This window comes from Nocardioides sp. TF02-7 (assembly GCF_022437945.1).
Lineage (GTDB): Bacteria > Actinomycetota > Actinomycetes > Propionibacteriales > Nocardioidaceae > Nocardioides.
In genome coordinates this window covers 789,506-804,735 of the sequence record NZ_CP092535.1, presented here as the reverse complement: position 1 = coordinate 804,735, position 15,230 = coordinate 789,506, and the positions used below count along the sequence as shown (strand labels likewise).

The 15,230-nt window shown below is 71.2% G+C and carries 7 protein-coding genes and 4 pseudogenes; all 11 read left to right on the top strand.

Going from position 1 to position 15,230, the window contains the following annotated elements:
- The first annotated feature begins 1 nt into the window (after position 1).
- The 11 genes and pseudogenes from rplO (at position 2) to MF408_RS04030 (ending at position 14,914) form a co-directional block, all read left to right on the top strand.
- Positions 2-443, top strand: a pseudogene (gene rplO / locus MF408_RS04080) (50S ribosomal protein L15).
- Positions 444-595: 152 nt separating this feature from the next.
- Positions 596-1,895 (top strand): annotated as a pseudogene (gene secY / locus MF408_RS04075) (preprotein translocase subunit SecY).
- Positions 1,895-2,470 (top strand): adenylate kinase, encoded by a 576-nt coding sequence (locus MF408_RS04070; protein WP_240250358.1) that lies wholly within the window; start codon positions 1,895-1,897, stop codon positions 2,468-2,470. Before secY ends, MF408_RS04070 begins: the two are co-directional and overlap by 1 nt.
- 58 nt (positions 2,471-2,528) lie before the next feature.
- Positions 2,529-3,315: pseudogene (map, locus tag MF408_RS04065) on the top strand (type I methionyl aminopeptidase).
- Positions 3,316-3,371: 56 nt separating this feature from the next.
- Positions 3,372-4,733 carry a chorismate-binding protein gene (locus MF408_RS04060; protein WP_345893841.1) on the top strand — a complete coding sequence of 454 codons (1,362 nt, stop codon included), beginning with the start codon at positions 3,372-3,374 and terminating at the stop codon, positions 4,731-4,733.
- Positions 4,730-5,671 carry a TerC/Alx family metal homeostasis membrane protein gene (locus MF408_RS04055; protein WP_240250357.1) on the top strand — a complete coding sequence of 314 codons (942 nt, stop codon included), beginning with the start codon at positions 4,730-4,732 and terminating at the stop codon, positions 5,669-5,671. Before MF408_RS04060 ends, MF408_RS04055 begins: the two co-directional genes overlap by 4 nt.
- A 36-nt stretch (positions 5,672-5,707) precedes the next feature.
- Complete coding sequence (locus MF408_RS04050) at positions 5,708-7,786, top strand: FHA domain-containing protein (protein ID WP_240250356.1); 2,079 nt, start codon at positions 5,708-5,710, stop codon at positions 7,784-7,786.
- The gene (locus MF408_RS04045; protein WP_240250355.1) at positions 7,728-8,318 is read left to right on the top strand and encodes an ABC transporter permease; all 591 of its coding nucleotides are present in this window, start codon (positions 7,728-7,730) and stop codon (positions 8,316-8,318) included. Before MF408_RS04050 ends, MF408_RS04045 begins: the two co-directional genes overlap by 59 nt.
- Before the next feature lie 416 nt (positions 8,319-8,734).
- The gene (locus tag MF408_RS04040) at positions 8,735-10,168 is read left to right on the top strand and encodes a PQQ-dependent sugar dehydrogenase (RefSeq protein ID WP_240250354.1); all 1,434 of its coding nucleotides are present in this window, start codon (positions 8,735-8,737) and stop codon (positions 10,166-10,168) included.
- Positions 10,156-10,614: pseudogene (locus MF408_RS04035) on the top strand (PKD domain-containing protein); the annotation flags it as partial. The gene MF408_RS04040 and the pseudogene MF408_RS04035, both read left to right, overlap by 13 nt.
- Before the next feature lie 586 nt (positions 10,615-11,200).
- Complete coding sequence (locus tag MF408_RS04030; RefSeq protein ID WP_345893840.1) at positions 11,201-14,914, top strand: PKD domain-containing protein; 3,714 nt, start codon at positions 11,201-11,203, stop codon at positions 14,912-14,914.
- Positions 14,915-15,230 lie beyond the last annotated feature (316 nt).

Genomic DNA, 15,230 nt, shown 5'->3' with positions numbered 1-15,230 from the left:
GATGACGCTCAAGCTTCATCACCTGCGCCCGGCGCCGGGGGCCAAGAAGGCCAAGATCCGGGTCGGCCGCGGTGAGGGTTCCAAGGGCAAGACCGCCGGTCGCGGCACCAAGGGCACCAAGGCCCGCAACCAGGTGCCGGCCGCCTTCGAGGGTGGTCAGATGCCGCTGCACATGCGGCTGCCGAAGCTGAAGGGCTTCCGCAACCCGTTCAAGGTGACCTACCAGGTCGTCAACCTCGACCGGATCAGCCAGCTCTTCCCCCGACGGCGGCGACGTCACGCCGGCCGAGCTGGTCGCCCGCGGCGCCGTGCGCAAGGGCCAGCCGGTCAAGGTGCTCGGCCAGGGCGAGCTCACGGTGAAGGTGGCGGTCAGCGCCGACGCGTTCTCGAGCTCCGCCAAGGAGAAGATCGAGAGCGCCGGCGGCAGCGTCACCGTTCTCTGAACGTGACCGTCCGATCGTGACCGGGGGCGCGACAACCCGACGGGTGTCGCGCCCTTCGTCGTACCCGACGGACCCCCGCACCTGGTTGCGGGACCCCTGTTAGGCTTCCGGCGGCCGTTCGAGCGGTCAGTCAGTAGGGAAATGAGGATCGTGTGCTCAGCGCGTTCGTGAACGCATTCCGGACTCCGGACCTGCGGCGCAAGCTGCTGTTCGTCCTGTTGGTCATCGTGATCTTCCGGCTCGGCTCCCAGATCCCTGCACCGGGCGTGCACGTCTACAACGTGCAGCAGTGCCTGGGCGACGCGGGAGAACCAGGAGGGCATCTACACCCTCATCAACCTGTTCTCCGGTGGCGCGCTCCTGCAGCTGACGATCTTCGCGCTCGGGATCATGCCCTACATCACCGCGAGCATCATCCTGCAGCTCCTGGTGGTCGTGATCCCGCGGCTGGAGGCCCTCAAGAAGGAGGGCCAGTCCGGGCAGACCAAGATCACGCAGTACACGCGGTACCTCACGCTCGGCCTGGCCGTGCTGCAGGCGACCGGCATCGTGGCGCTCGCCCGCTCCGGCAACCTGCTGCAGAACTGTGCCCAGGACCTGCTGCACGACAACGGCACCACGACGTTCCTCATCATGGTGATCACGATGACGGCCGGCACGGCCGTGATCATGTGGCTCGGCGAGCTGATCACCGAGCGCGGCATCGGCAACGGCATGTCGATCCTGATCTTCTGCCAGGTCGTGGCGACCTTCCCGACCGCCCTGTGGCAGGTCGGCAAGAGCCAGGGCTGGTGGACCTTCGGCGTCGTGATCGCGATCGGCCTGGTCATCGTCGCCGGCGTCATCTTCATCGAGCAGTCCCAGCGCCGGATCCCCGTGCAGTACGCGCGCCGGATGGTCGGCCGCAAGATGTTCGGCGGCAGCTCGACCTACATCCCGCTCAAGGTCAACCAGGCCGGCATCATCCCGGTCATCTTCGCCTCGTCGCTGCTCTACCTGCCGGCCATGGCGGTGCAGTTCCAGCAGAACAGCAACTCCGGCTGGGTCTCGTTCCTCGCCGACTACTTCGTCGTGGGCGACCACCCGGTCTACATGGCGACGTACTTCCTGCTGATCATCTTCTTCACCTACTTCTACGTGTCGATCACCTTCAACCCGCAAGAGGTGGCCGACAACATGAAGAAGTACGGCGGCTTCATCCCCGGGATCCGGGCGGGCAAGCCGACCCAGGACTACCTGTCCTACGTCCTGTCCCGCATCACGCTGCCGGGCGCTCTCTACCTGGGTCTGATCTCGCTGATCCCGCTGATCGCGCTGGTGCTGATCGACGCCAACCAGAACTTCCCGTTCGGAGGCACGTCGATCCTGATCATGGTCGGCGTCGCCCTCGACACGGTGAAGCAGATCGAGAGCCAGCTCCAGCAGCGCAACTACGAAGGATTCCTGCGCTGATGCGACTGATCCTCATGGGCCCGCCGGGTGCCGGCAAGGGCACCCAGGCGAAGTTCGTGGCCGACCACTTCGGCATCCCGGCGATCTCGACCGGCGACATCTTCCGGGCCAACGTGTCCGAGGGAACGCCGCTCGGGATCGAGGCCAAGCGGTTCATGGACAAGGGCGAGTACGTCCCGGACGAGGTCACCAACCAGATGGTGCGCAACCGGATCGGCGAGCCCGACGCCGCGCCCGGCTTCCTCCTCGACGGCTACCCGAGGACGCTCGCCCAGGTCGAGGAGCTCGACGGCATGATCGCGTCCTCCGGCCACCGCCTCGACGCGGTCGTGGTGCTCCGCGTCGACCAGGACGAGGTCGTGCAGCGGCTGACGCAGCGCGCGCAGGTCGAGGGCCGCGCCGACGACACCGAGGACGTGATCCGGCGCCGGCAGGCGGTCTACGCCGAGGAGACCGAGCCGCTCATCCAGGTCTACCGGGACCGCGGCATCGTCCACGAGATCGACGGCATGGGCGAGGTCGAGGACGTCACCAAGCGGATCTTCGCCGCCCTCGACGTCGTGCCCCAGAGCTGACGCCCGGCCGGTGTTCGGCTCCGGGCTCGAGATCAAGAGCCCCGACCAGGTCCTCCGGATGCGGGAGGCGGGGCTCGTGGTGGCCGCCGCCCTCGAGGCCGCGCGCGACGCCGTACGACCCGGGGTGACGACCGCCGAGCTGGACCGGGTCGCGGCGGCGGTGATCCGCGCGCACGGCGCCACCCCGTCGTTCCTCGGCTACGGCGACCCGCCGTTCCCGGCGACCATCTGCGCCTCGGTCGACGACGAGGTCGTGCACGGCATCCCCGGCGAGCGGGTGCTCGCCGAGGGCGACGTCGTCTCCATCGACTGCGGCGCGATCGTGACCGACGACGCCGGCCAGGGGTGGCACGGCGACGCCGCGGTCACCGTGCCGGTCGGCGAGGTCTCCGACGAGGTGGCGGCGCTGCTGCAGGTCACCGAGGAGGCGCTGTGGCGGGGGATCGCCGCCGCCCGGGTGGGCGGCCGGGTCGGCGACATCTCGCACGCCGTCGAGCACCACGTGCGGGAGCAGGGGCGACTACGGCGTCGTCGAGGACTACACCGGCCACGGCATCGGCACCGCGATGCACCTGGCGCCCGACGTCCCCAACTACGGCCGGCCCGGCCGCGGGCCGCGGCTCAAGAAGGGCCTCGCGCTGGCGGTGGAGCCGATGGTCACCCTCGGCACCCACGAGACGGCCGTCGCGGACGACGAGTGGACCGTCGTCACCACCGACGGGTCGTGGGCAGCCCACTTCGAGCACACCTTCGCGTTCACCGGGTCCGGTCTGTGGGTGCTCACCGCCCCCGACGGCGGCCGTGAGCAGCTCGAGCGGCTCGGCGCGCCGTACGGCGGGAGCTGAGCGGCCGGGACCGGTCGCGATGCGGGGCCGGCAGGCGCGTTGCTTACGATGGGGGTGTGACCTCGATGCCGCGGCGGCCGCTGCTCCTCGCTTCCGGCGACGACGCCTACCTGGCCGACCGGGTGCTGCGCACCTGGACCACGCCCGACGGCGCCGACGAGGCGTGGGCCGACGACGTGGTGGCCGCGCTGGCGCCGGGGGAGCGGGCGATCGGCGCGCTGTCCTTCGCCGCCGGCGCGCCGGGGATCATGCACCAGGTGGTCGGCTCCGAGCGGCCGCTCGTCGGTCCGGGCCTCCCGGTCCGCGACCGCACCTACGAGGTTCGTGAGTTCCCGACGGCCGACGAGTACGCCGGGATGGTGCGGGCGGTGCTCGACAAGATCGAGGCCGGCGTGGTGCGCAAGGTCGTCCTCGGCCGCTGCGTCGACGTGACGAGCGACCCGCCGCTGGAGCCCGCCGACGTCATCGACCGGCTGCTGCAGACCCGGCCCGGCCGCTACGTCTTCTCGGTCCCGCTCACCGCGAGCCTGGAGGACGGACCGCTCCTGGTCGGCGCCAGCCCGGAGCTGCTCGTCAGCCGCGAGGGCGACCGGATCGCCTGCACCCCTCTGGCCGGCTCGGTGCCCCGGGCGGCCGACCCGGCCGAGGACGAGCGCCGGGCGGCCGGCCTCCGCGCGTCCGAGAAGGACCTCGCCGAGCACGCGTTCGTCGTCGACGCCATCGTGAGCGCGCTCAAGGAGGTGTGCGTCGACGATGGAGCCGCCGGCCGCACCCACGCTGCTGTCGACCGACACCCTGTGGCACCTCGCCTCGCCGATCACGGCCCGGCTGGAGGCCCCGGCGTCGGGCCCGAGCGCCCTCAGGCTGGCCCAGATGCTGCACCCGACCCCCGCCGTGGGCGGGGTGCCGGCCGCCGCCGCGGCGGAGGCGATCGCCGACCTCGAGGGCGACCTGCGCGACTACTTCGCCGGTTGCGTCGGCTGGGTCGACGGCTCCGGCGACGGCGTCTTCGCGATCACCATCCGCGCCGCGGTGATCGACGGCGCCCGGCTCCGGCTGTTCGCCGGCGCGGGCATCGTGGCCGGCTCCGACCCCGAGCTCGAGGTGCTCGAGACCGGCGCCAAGCTCGGGACGATGATGCGGGTCACCGGCCTGGCCTGAGCCCACGCCGCGGCTCACCGCCGGTGTGGCACGATGGTGTCACCACGAGGGGAGTATTCCTCCGCGCGTGCTTTCGTCATCACGCCCGGCGCTGGCCGGGCCGGAGCCGCGGGTCGCCGTACCGGAAGAGACCTCGGGCCGCGTCAGCCAGCCCGAAGCCGGAGGAACCCCGTGGACGTCTCGACCCTGGAATGGACCATCACCCTCGCCGTCACCGTCGGGGTGATCGTGATCGACCTCGTCGTCATCGCCCGTGACCCGCACGAACCGACGATGCGGGGAGTGCGCGATCGCGTTCGCCGCCTACACCGGGGCGGCACTCGCCTTCGGCGGGTGGGTCGTGCTCGCCCACGGCCAGGGCCACGGCGTCGACTTCGTCACCGGCTTCCTCGTGGAGAAGAGCCTCTCCGTCGACAACCTCTTCGTCTTCCTCGTGCTGATGGCCGCGCTGAAGGTGCCGCGGAAGTACCAGCAGGAGGCGCTGATGGTCGGCATCGTGCTCGCGCTGCTGCTCCGGGGCGTCTTCATCGCGCTCGGCTACACCCTGATCGAGAGCTTCAGCTGGGTCTTCTACGCGTTCGGCGCGTTCCTCGTCGTCACGGCGATCAAGCTGGTGAGGGACCACGCCACCCACGAGGACGAGCACCCCGAGGACAGCCGCATCGTGCGCTTCGCCCGCAGCCACCTCAACGTCGCGGACGAGTACCGCGGACTGAGGCTGTGGTGGCGCGACAACGGCGTCCGGGTGGCGTCGCCGATGCTGGTCGTGGTCGTCGCACTCGGCCTGACCGACGTCATGTTCGCGCTCGACTCGATCCCCGCGATCTTCGGCATCACGCAGGAGCCCTACCTGGTCTTCACCGCCAACGTCTTCGCCCTGATGGGCCTGCGCCAGCTCTACTTCCTGCTCGGCGGTCTGCTCGAGCGGCTGATCTACCTCTCCTACGGCCTCGCCTTCATCCTCGCCTTCATCGGCGTCAAGCTGGTGCTGCACGCCCTGCACGAGAACGAGCTGTCGTTCGTCAACGGCGGCCGGCCGGTCGACGTACCGGAGGTGTCGTCGACGCTCAGCCTCGCCGTCATCCTGGTGACCCTGGGCCTCACCGCGGCCGCCAGCGTGTGGCGCCTCCGTCGCGAGGATGAAGCCGCGCTCGAAGAGCGAGGATCCGACGTACGGCGGGATGATCTCGTCTAGGGTGCTCGGGTCCGTCCCCGAGCCACGACGAGGCCCATGAGCAACCACCAGAGCGGCCCCCGCGGCGGTCAGCCGCACCTCCAGGTGCAGTGGGCGGGGACGACGAGGACGTTCGACGGCGACCGCGTCGTCATCGGCCGCGAGGCCGACTGCGACGTCGTCGTGCGCGACGGCCAGGCGTCGCGCCACCACGCGCTGCTCCAGCGCGAGGCCGGCGCGTGGGTCGTCGTCGACACCAGCACCAACGGCACGTTCGTGCAGGGGCGGCGGATCACCCGGATGCCGGTGCCGCCCAACCCGCTGAGCCTCCACCTCGGCGGCCCCGCCGGCGAACCGGTGGTGGTCACGGTGCTGTCCGTGCCGCACGCGCCGGCCCCGGTGCCGGGCGCGGGGAGCCGCCCCGTGCCGTCGCGGCCGGTCCCCGCCGCACCGGCGCCCGCGGCGCCGGCGGTGCCGCCACCGGCACCGGCCCAGTCGGCCCAGCCGGCCCCGTCGGCCCCGTCGGCCCAGCCGCCGCAGGACTGGTGGCAGCACCTCCCGCCGCCGCAGCTGCCCGCGGGAGCGGGGCCGCAGGACGCCTGGCAGCCGCAGGCCGTCGTACCTCCCGGCCAGCTGCAGCACGGCACCTCCGTCGTCCTGCCGCAACAGGTGCAGGCCGGCCGGGTGCTCACGATCGGTCGCGAGCACACCAACGACGTGGTCCTCGACGACCCGCTCGTCAGCCGCCGGCACGCGCGCCTCGAGCCGGGCGCGCCCGGGCGGGCGGCGGTGCTCCACGACCTCGGCAGCTTCAACGGCACGTTCGTCAACGGCCACCGGGTGCAGGGCGCGGTGACCCTCGAGGCCGGCGCCGAGGTGATCTTCGGCAACCAGACGTTCCGGTGGGACGGCACACAGCTGCTGGCGTCGGCGACGACCCACGAGTTCACCCTCTACGCCGACGGCCTGACCACCGTGCTGCCCGACGGCCGCCAGCTGCTCCAGAACGCGTCCTTCCAGCTCGAGCCGTCGAGCCTGACCGCCGTCATCGGCCCCTCCGGCGCCGGCAAGTCGACGCTCCTCGGTGCGCTGACCGGCCTGCGGCCGGCCACCCACGGTCGGGTCATCTGGCAGGGTCACGACCTCTACGCGCACTACGACCAGCTGCGGTTCCAGATCGGCCTGGTGCCGCAGCAGGACATCCAGCACCCGCAGCTGAAGGTGCGCCAGGCGCTCCGGTACGCCGCGCAGCTGCGGCTCCCTCCCGACACCACGCGCGAGGAGCAGGAGGCGCGGGTGCTGGCCGTCGCGCAGCAGCTGCAGCTGACCGAGCGCCTCGACAACCGGATCGGCACCCAGCTCTCCGGCGGCCAGAAGAAGCGGGTGTCGATCGCGACCGAGCTCCTGACGGCGCCGCCGCTGCTCTTCCTCGACGAGCCGACGTCCGGGCTCGACCCGGGGCTCGACCTCGAGGTGATGAAGCAGCTGCGGTCGCTGGCCGACGGCGGCCGGGTCGTCATGGTGGTCACCCACTCGGTGCTCGCCCTCGACGTCTGCGACGACGTCATGGTGCTGGCCCCGGGCGGCCGGATCGCCTACTTCGGGCCGCCGGAGGGGTGCTCGCGCACTTCGGCGCACGCAACTACCCCCGAGGTCTTCGACCTGCTCGACGAGCCGGACCTCTGGCAGCGGATCCCGGTGCCCGACCAGGCCGGCGCCACCGGCGGGATCCCGTCGGCCCCGGCGGCCGGCGTACCTGCGCCGCCGCGGCAGTCCGCGGGCCGGCAACTCTCCACGCTGGTGCGGCGCAACGCCGCCGTGGTGGTCGCCGACCGGCTCCTGCTCGGGATGCTGCTGCTCCTGCCGTTGATCCTCGGCGGCCTGAGCAGGCTGGTGCCCGGCGACAACGGCCTATCGCTCGCCGCGGGCCGGTTCTGCCGGGAGGGGTTCCGCTCCGCCGGCCCGGAGACGTGCGAGCCGCGCAACCCCCAGGCGGGGGGTGGACGTGGTGGCCAAGTTCTTCGACGCGGGCGAGTCGACGCAGCGACTGATCGTGCTGATCGTGGCGGCCTGCCTGATGGGCACTGCGATCGCGATCCGCGAGCTGGTGGGGGAGCGGCCGATCTTCCGGCGTGAGTACGCCGTCGGCCTCTCGCCCGGGATCTACTTCGCCAGCAAGGTGCTGGTCCTCGGCTCCGCCGCCTTCGCCCAGGGCCTCGCGGTCACGTTCATCGCCACGGTCGGGCTGCCCGGCGCCGACGGCGACCTCGGGACGTTGCGGGTCGCGCTCGCCGTCGCGCTGCTGGCGTTCACGATGGCCGTCCTCGGCCTCGCGCTCTCGGCGCTCGTCACGAGCACGGAGCAGACGATGCCGACCCTGGTGGGGGTGATCATGGTGCAGCTGGTGCTCTCCGGCTCGCTGTTCGCCATCGCCGGCCGGCCGGTGCTCGAGCAGATCGCCTGGCTCTCGCCCTCCCGGTGGGCCTACGCCGCGTCCGCCTCCGCGATGGGCCTGCAGCCCGCGCTCGAGCCGGAGCGCGGCTCGGACTGGATCGCCGAGCCCGGCGCCGACCACTACGTCATGGACATGGGCGTGCTCGGCGGCCTGTGCCTGCTCGTCCTCGCCCTCGGCCTCTGGCTGACCTACCGCAGCGCGACCGACGACTGATCGACCCGGCTCATCTCTGCACGCGTGACGCGCCGACCCGGCTCATCTCCGCACGCATAATGCGCCGACCCGGCTCATCTCCGCACGCAAAAGCGCCGACCCGGCCCATCTCCGCACTGCGCCTTGTCGGAATGAGCCGGGTCGGGCCTTCTAGCGTGCCGGAATGGGCCGGGTCGCGCTGTTTTTCCGTGCCGGGATGAGCCGGGTCGGGCCGTTCTGCGTGCCGGAATGAGCCGGGTCGACTTCTGCGGCGGGTCCGACAGGTTTTGGTGGGACGCCGACGACTTTTGCCTTGACGGCGACAGAAGTCTTCTGCCAACGTGACGGACGCCACATCAGCGTCGTTTCGGGAACGGGGCCACAGCGCCCCAGGTGCAGGAGGCAGCGGGATGCTCGCAAGGCTCGGTCGGGTTCGCATGGTCGCGGCGGCTCTCGGACTGGCACTCGCCGCCGGAGTCCTGGGGGCGGCCCCGGCGACCGCAGTGCAGGAGGCGGCGGCACCGGCAGCACCGGCAGCCGCGCCCGACGCCGCGGCCGCCGACCCGGCGACCTCGGTCGCAGCGGCGGCGGAGGACCCGCCGGACCTCGACAAGTTCCAGAAGGTGGTGCTCGGCCAGGGCACGCACCTGGGCGAGGTCATGGAGCTCACCGTCGCCGAGGACGGCCGGGTCTTCTTCATCACCCGCGCCGGCGACATCCAGGTCTACGACCCGACCAGCGGTGCGATCGAGGTCGTGATGAACAACCCGGAGCTCGGGGTGTGGAGCGGGCTCGAGGACGGCGGCCTCGGCATCACGCTGTCGCCGGACTTCGCGGAGACCGGCTGGATCTACGTCTACTACGCGCCGCTCCCGGAGTCGCTGAACCGCAACCGGCTGTCGCGCCTCACCCTCGAGGAGTCCGAGGACGGGCAGCTCTACATCGACAAGAGCTCGGAGAAGGTGGTCCTCGAGGTCGCGACCCAGCGCAACATCTGCTGCCACTCCGCCGGCTCGCTGCAGTTCGACAGCGACGGCGTCCTGCACCTCTCCACCGGTGACAACACGTCGTCCTCCGACAACGGCGGCTACTCCCCGCACGACGAGCGGCCGGGCCGCTCCGACTACGACGCGCAGAAGTCCTCGGGCAACACCAACGACCTGCGCGGCAAGATCCTGCGGGTCCTGCCCCGCGCCGACGACGACGGCGACATCGACCCGACGCCGGGCGACGACATCTCCTACGACATCCCGGAGGGCAACCTCTTCGGCGAGGGCGGTCAGTACCCGACCGCGCGGTACCCCGACGCGGACCCGGCGAAGACCCGCCCCGAGATCTACGTGATGGGTCTGCGCAACCCCCTACCGGCTCGGCGTCGACCCGGAGTCCGACGCGCTCTACTGGGGCGAGGTCGGCCCCGACGCGCGGTCCAACGACCCCAACCGCGGTCCGCGGCACCAGGAGGAGTTCAACCGCACCACCGAGCCGATGAACGGCGGCTGGCCCTACTGCGGCGGCGAGGTCGGCGACGACCTGACCGCGCAGGGGATCGGCGGGGCGTACGTCGACTGGGACTTCGTCGCGAACACCTGGCGGGAGAACCCCGACGGGACGCCCAAGCGGTTCCCGTGCAACGACCCCGACGGCATGGCCGACACCAACGACTCGCCCAACAACACCGGCCTCACCGACCTGCCGCCGATGACCGACGCCTGGATCCCCCTACTCCACGTCGGCGCCGTTCAAGTACCCCGAGGTCGAGGGCTCGACCCCGATCGGCGGCCAGGTCTACCGGCAGTCGCGCAACACCGCCGCCAAGGACACCGCGTTCCCGGCGTACTACGAGGGCTCGTACTTCATGGCGGAGATGAGCCGCGGCTGGATCAAGGAAGTCCGGATGGACGAGTCCGGCAACATCGAGTCGATCAACGACTTCATGAGCGGCTTCTACGCCCCCGGTGACATGGAGTTCGGCGCCGACGGCTCGCTCTACGTGCTCGAGTACGGCTCCGGGTTCTTCTCCGGCTCGCCCGACACCAAGCTGGTCCGCATCGACTACGCCGTCGACGGGCGCGCGCCGACCGCCGAGGCGTCGGCCGACGTCACCGAGGGCGAGGCGCCGCTGACGGTCGCGTTCTCGAGCGAGGGCACCGAGGACCCCGACGGCGACGACCTCACCTACGCCTGGGACTTCGACGAGGACGGGACGGCCGACTCCACCGAGCCGGACCCGACGCACACGTTCGACGCGGTGGGCGACTACGCCGTCGTGCTGACGGTCACCGACAGCACCGGCAAGTCCGCCACCGCGCAGGTGACGGTCAACGTCGGCAACACCCGGCCGAAGGTCGACATTCAGCTGCCCGTCGACGGCGGGTTCTTCGACTCCGGCGACGACATCGCGTTCGACGTCGACGTGACCGACGCGGAGGAGACCGTCGACTGCTCGAAGGTCGTCGTCTCCGAGGGCCTCGGCCACGACGGGCACGTGCACCCCAACCTCAGCGTCAACGGTTGCGAGGGCGTGATGACCACGGCCGAGTCGACCGACCACGGCCCCGACGCCAACACCTACGGCGTGATCTCCGCCAGCTACAGCGACCGTGGCGCCAACGGCGGCGCGAACGCGCCGCTGACCGGGCAGGACTTCATCACGCTCCAGCCCAAGCTCCGCCAGGCCGAGCACGCGTCGCTGCGCTCGGGCGTCGGCCAGACCGGCTACGACGACAAGAGCGGCACCCGTCCCGGCGGCGGGTCGCTCATCACCGGCATGGGTGACGGCGACTGGGTCGGCTTCGAGCCGATGAGCCTGCTCAACATGACCGGCGTGTCCCTCACCTACTCCGGCAACGCCGGCGGGGGGCGCCTCGATCGAGCTGCGCACCGGCACGCCCGACGGGCCGGTGGTCGCCGACGTCCCGCTCGACGGCGGCACGCAGGGCCTGTACTTCTACAAGACCGTCGGGGGCGACATCACCGCCCGCGACGCCGACGAGGGCGGCCGTCCGCTCTACTTCGTCTACGACGGTCCGGGCGAGATCAACTTCGACCAGGTCCGGTTCGCCGGCCGCGGCATCGCGGCCAACGTGTCGCCGACGATCACGTCCGCCGAGGCGACGCCGAACGACGGCCAGGCGCCGCTCGAGGTCGACTTCTCGGCCGAGGCGGTCGACGGCGACGGCGACGAGATCAGCTACCACTGGGACTTCGGGGTCGAGGGCACCGACGACGACGTCGCCGACACCGCGGACGCGACGTACACGTACGCCGAGCCCGGCCGCTACACGGCGACGGTCACGGCGACCGACGCCACCGACAAGTCGACCAGCGCGACCGTGCCGGTGACCGTGCGCCGGCCGTGCGTGACCGCACCCACGCCCGACGAGGGCTACCGGCTCCTGTTCGACGGCACCACCACGGAGGGCTGGTCGCAGGCCGGTCCGGGTGGGTTCGACGTCGAGGAGTGCACGCTCACCTCGCGCGGTGGCCTCGGGTTGTTCTGGTACTCCGCGGAGAGCTTCGAGGACTACTCGATGAAGCTGCAGTTCCGGCTCTCCGACGACGGCGACAACTCCGGCGTCTTCCACCGGTTCCCCGACCCGGGCACCGACCCGTGGGTGGCGGTCGACGAGGGCCACGAGATCCAGATCAAGGAGGGCCAGCCGAACGACGAGCCGCAGAAGACGGGTTCGGTCTACAACTTCGACCGCGAGGACCGGCGCAACGCGCGGCCCACCGGCGAGTGGAACGACTACGAGATCCGCGTCGTCGGGCAGACCTACACGATGCTGCTCAACGGCGAGGTCGTGAACGAGTACACCTCCGACGGCTCACGCGGTAGCGAGGGCTACGTCGGCCTGCAGAACCACGGTGACGCCGACACGGTCTCCTTCCGCAACATCCAGATCCAGGAGCTGGAGGTCGACGAGCCGTTCATCAACACGGTGACGGCCGACCCCGTCCGGGGCGCCGCTCCGCTGACGGTCGACCTCGAGGCCGAGGGCATCGACCGGCAGGGCGACGAGATCACCTACGAGTGGGACTTCGGCGACGGCACCGAGGAGACGGGCGGCGCCACGATCAGCCACGAGTACACCGAGGGCGGCACCTACCGGGCGACGGTCACCCCGGTCGACAGCGAGGGCAACCGCGGTGCGCCGCGGACGACGCAGGAGATCACGGTCCTCGTCGACCCGGTGCCGAGCGCCACCGCGGTCCCGCGGTGCGGCATCGCCCCGCTCACGGTGGCGTTCACCGGCTCCGCGGTGGACCCGCAGGGGCAGGACGTGACCTACGCCTGGGACTTCGGCGTCGACGGCACCGACGACGACACGTCGACCGAGCCGAGCCCGTCGTACACCTACGCCGAGCCGGGCGACTACACCGCGCGGCTGACGGTCACCGACCCCGACGGCAACACCGGCGTGCGCACGCTGGCCGTCCAGGTGCTCGCCGACGGTCGTTGCCGGCCGGTCGCCGACCTGAGCGCCCACTTCAACAACGACGGCATCTCCACCCACGCCAACCCGAGTGACGGCAACTTCGACGACGGCGGCTGGTCGTTCGCCGCGGAGCTGCTGCCCTCGTCGGTGCGGGAGAACGGCGGGCCGGTCGAGCTCGACGGCGTGGACTTCGAGTTCCCCAGCCCGGCCGACGGCGAGCTCAACACCGTCGAGGCGGCGGGCCAGGAGATCGCGCTCCCGTCGGGCAGCTTCGAGCAGCTGAAGGTGCTGGGCTCCGCCCACCACGGTGACGTGGACGCCCCGGTCACGGTGACCTACACCGACGGCACGAGCGAGCAGCTGCCGCTGAAGTTCACCGACTGGGCCCAGACGCCCAAGTACGGCGAGTCGATCGCGGTCAACATGCAGCACCGGCACGACCCCGCCGGCGACACCGGTCCCCGGGTCTACCTGTTCATCCAGACCCTCGAGGTCGACCCGGAGAAGGACCTGGCGTCGATCACGCTCCCCGACGAGGAGCGACTGCACGTCCTGGCGATCTCGGCGGTCAACGTCGAGGAGCCCGAGCCGTGCAACGACCGGCGGTCGGACGAGTTCGACGACGACGCGCTCGACGACAACTGCAACTGGCAGGTGCGCCGGGCCGACCCGTCGCTGTACTCGGTCTCCGACGGCGCGCTGCACCTGACCGCCGGGTCCGGCGAGTACGCCGACGCGCCCAACATCATCACCCAGGCGGCGCCCGACGGTGAGTGGACGGTGACGTCGAAGCTCACCTTCGACCCGAGCGAGGGCGGCCAGCAGGCGGGCCTGGTGGTCGCGGGCAGCGGGAGCTCCGGCTTCGCGAAGCTGATGTTCGTCAACAAGGGCAGCGGCAACGAGTGGATCGAGTTCCTCAAGAGCAGCGACCCCAACAACACCTTCGACTTCGAGGGCGACTGGCACACCGGGGGCGGCTCGTTCGACGGACCGTTCCTGCCGGCGGACTTCCCGACGACGTTCTGGCTGCGCCTCACCTCCGACGGCACCAGCCTGCGCGGCTACTACTCCACCGACGGTGACGAGTTCACCCAGGTCGGGGACCCGCGGGCGCTGGCGGGGATCAGCTCACCGCGCGTGGGTGTGATGGCGCTGCGCGGCAACGCGTCGCCGGTCGTCGCCGACTACGACTTCTTCCGGTTCGCCGGCGACGAGGAGCCCGGTCCCCGGACGTGGGTCGTCGACGCCGTCGACGAGGGCACCAGCCGGTGGGTGTCGGCGGACAACGGGACCTCGACGGTCAACGTCGAGGTCGGCGACACCGTGGAGTGGCAGTTCGACCAGGCCACGATGGCCCACGACATCACCGCCCGCAGCGACAACTGGGACATCGCCCAGTACCGCGAGCCCGGCGGCGAGCCGGTGCGGTGGACCTTCACCGAACCCGGTGTCTACGAGTACTGGTGCGCGATCCACGGCAGCATCATGACCGGCACGGTGGTGGTCGAGGAGGACGACGTCCCGGGCAACCGGCCGCCGACGGCCGACCCGTTCGTCGACCCGCGCAGCGGCGCCGCTCCCCTCTACGTGCACTTCGAGGCGCGTGCCGAGGACCCGGACGGCGACGACCTGACCTACCTGTGGGACTTCGGGATGTCGGACGAGCCGTCCGACACCTCGACGGCGGCGCACGCCCACATGCTCTACGAGGAGGCCGGCGACTACACGGCGACACTGACGGTCTCCGACGGCAAGGGCGGGGTCTACGAGGAGGAGTTCCCGATCACCGTCACCGGTGAGGCTCCGGTGGTCACGCTCGGAGCGAGCAACACCACCGGACCGGCCCCGCTCAACGTCAACTTCATCGGCAGTGCGACCGACGCGCAGGGCGGCGACCTGACCTACGAGTGGGACTTCGGCGTCCCGGGCACCGACGAGGACACCGCGACCGGGCCGGGCCGCAAGGGCTACACCTACCAGGAGCCCGGCAGCTACACCGCGACGCTCACGGTCACCGACCCGGAGGGCAACGAGGGCTCCGACACCCTCGACATCGAGGTGACCGAGGGCGGCGGGGGAGACGCCGATGCCCGAGATCGAGGCCTCCGCGCGGCCGGCGAAGGGCAAGGCGCCGCTCGACGTGCGGTTCTCGACCGAGGTGACCACCTCCGGTGAGTTCCAGCCGTTCGCCGCGGGCACGACGACGTACCCCGACCTCGCCGGTACGGCGACCATGGTGCGCAGCCGTGGCGCCACGACGACGACGGTGGAGGTGACGGGTCTCAAGCCCGAGGTCCACCACATGGTGCACGTGCACGAGGAGCCGTGCTCGTCCAACGACGGCGGCGCGCACTTCCGGTTCGACGAGTCGCAGAACTTCGGGGAGGACAACGAGATCTGGCCGATGTTCACCACCGACGCGTCCGGCGCGAGCGGCACCGTCACGGTGGAGAGCACCCAGCGCGCCGGAGCGAAGGCGCTGTCGATCGTG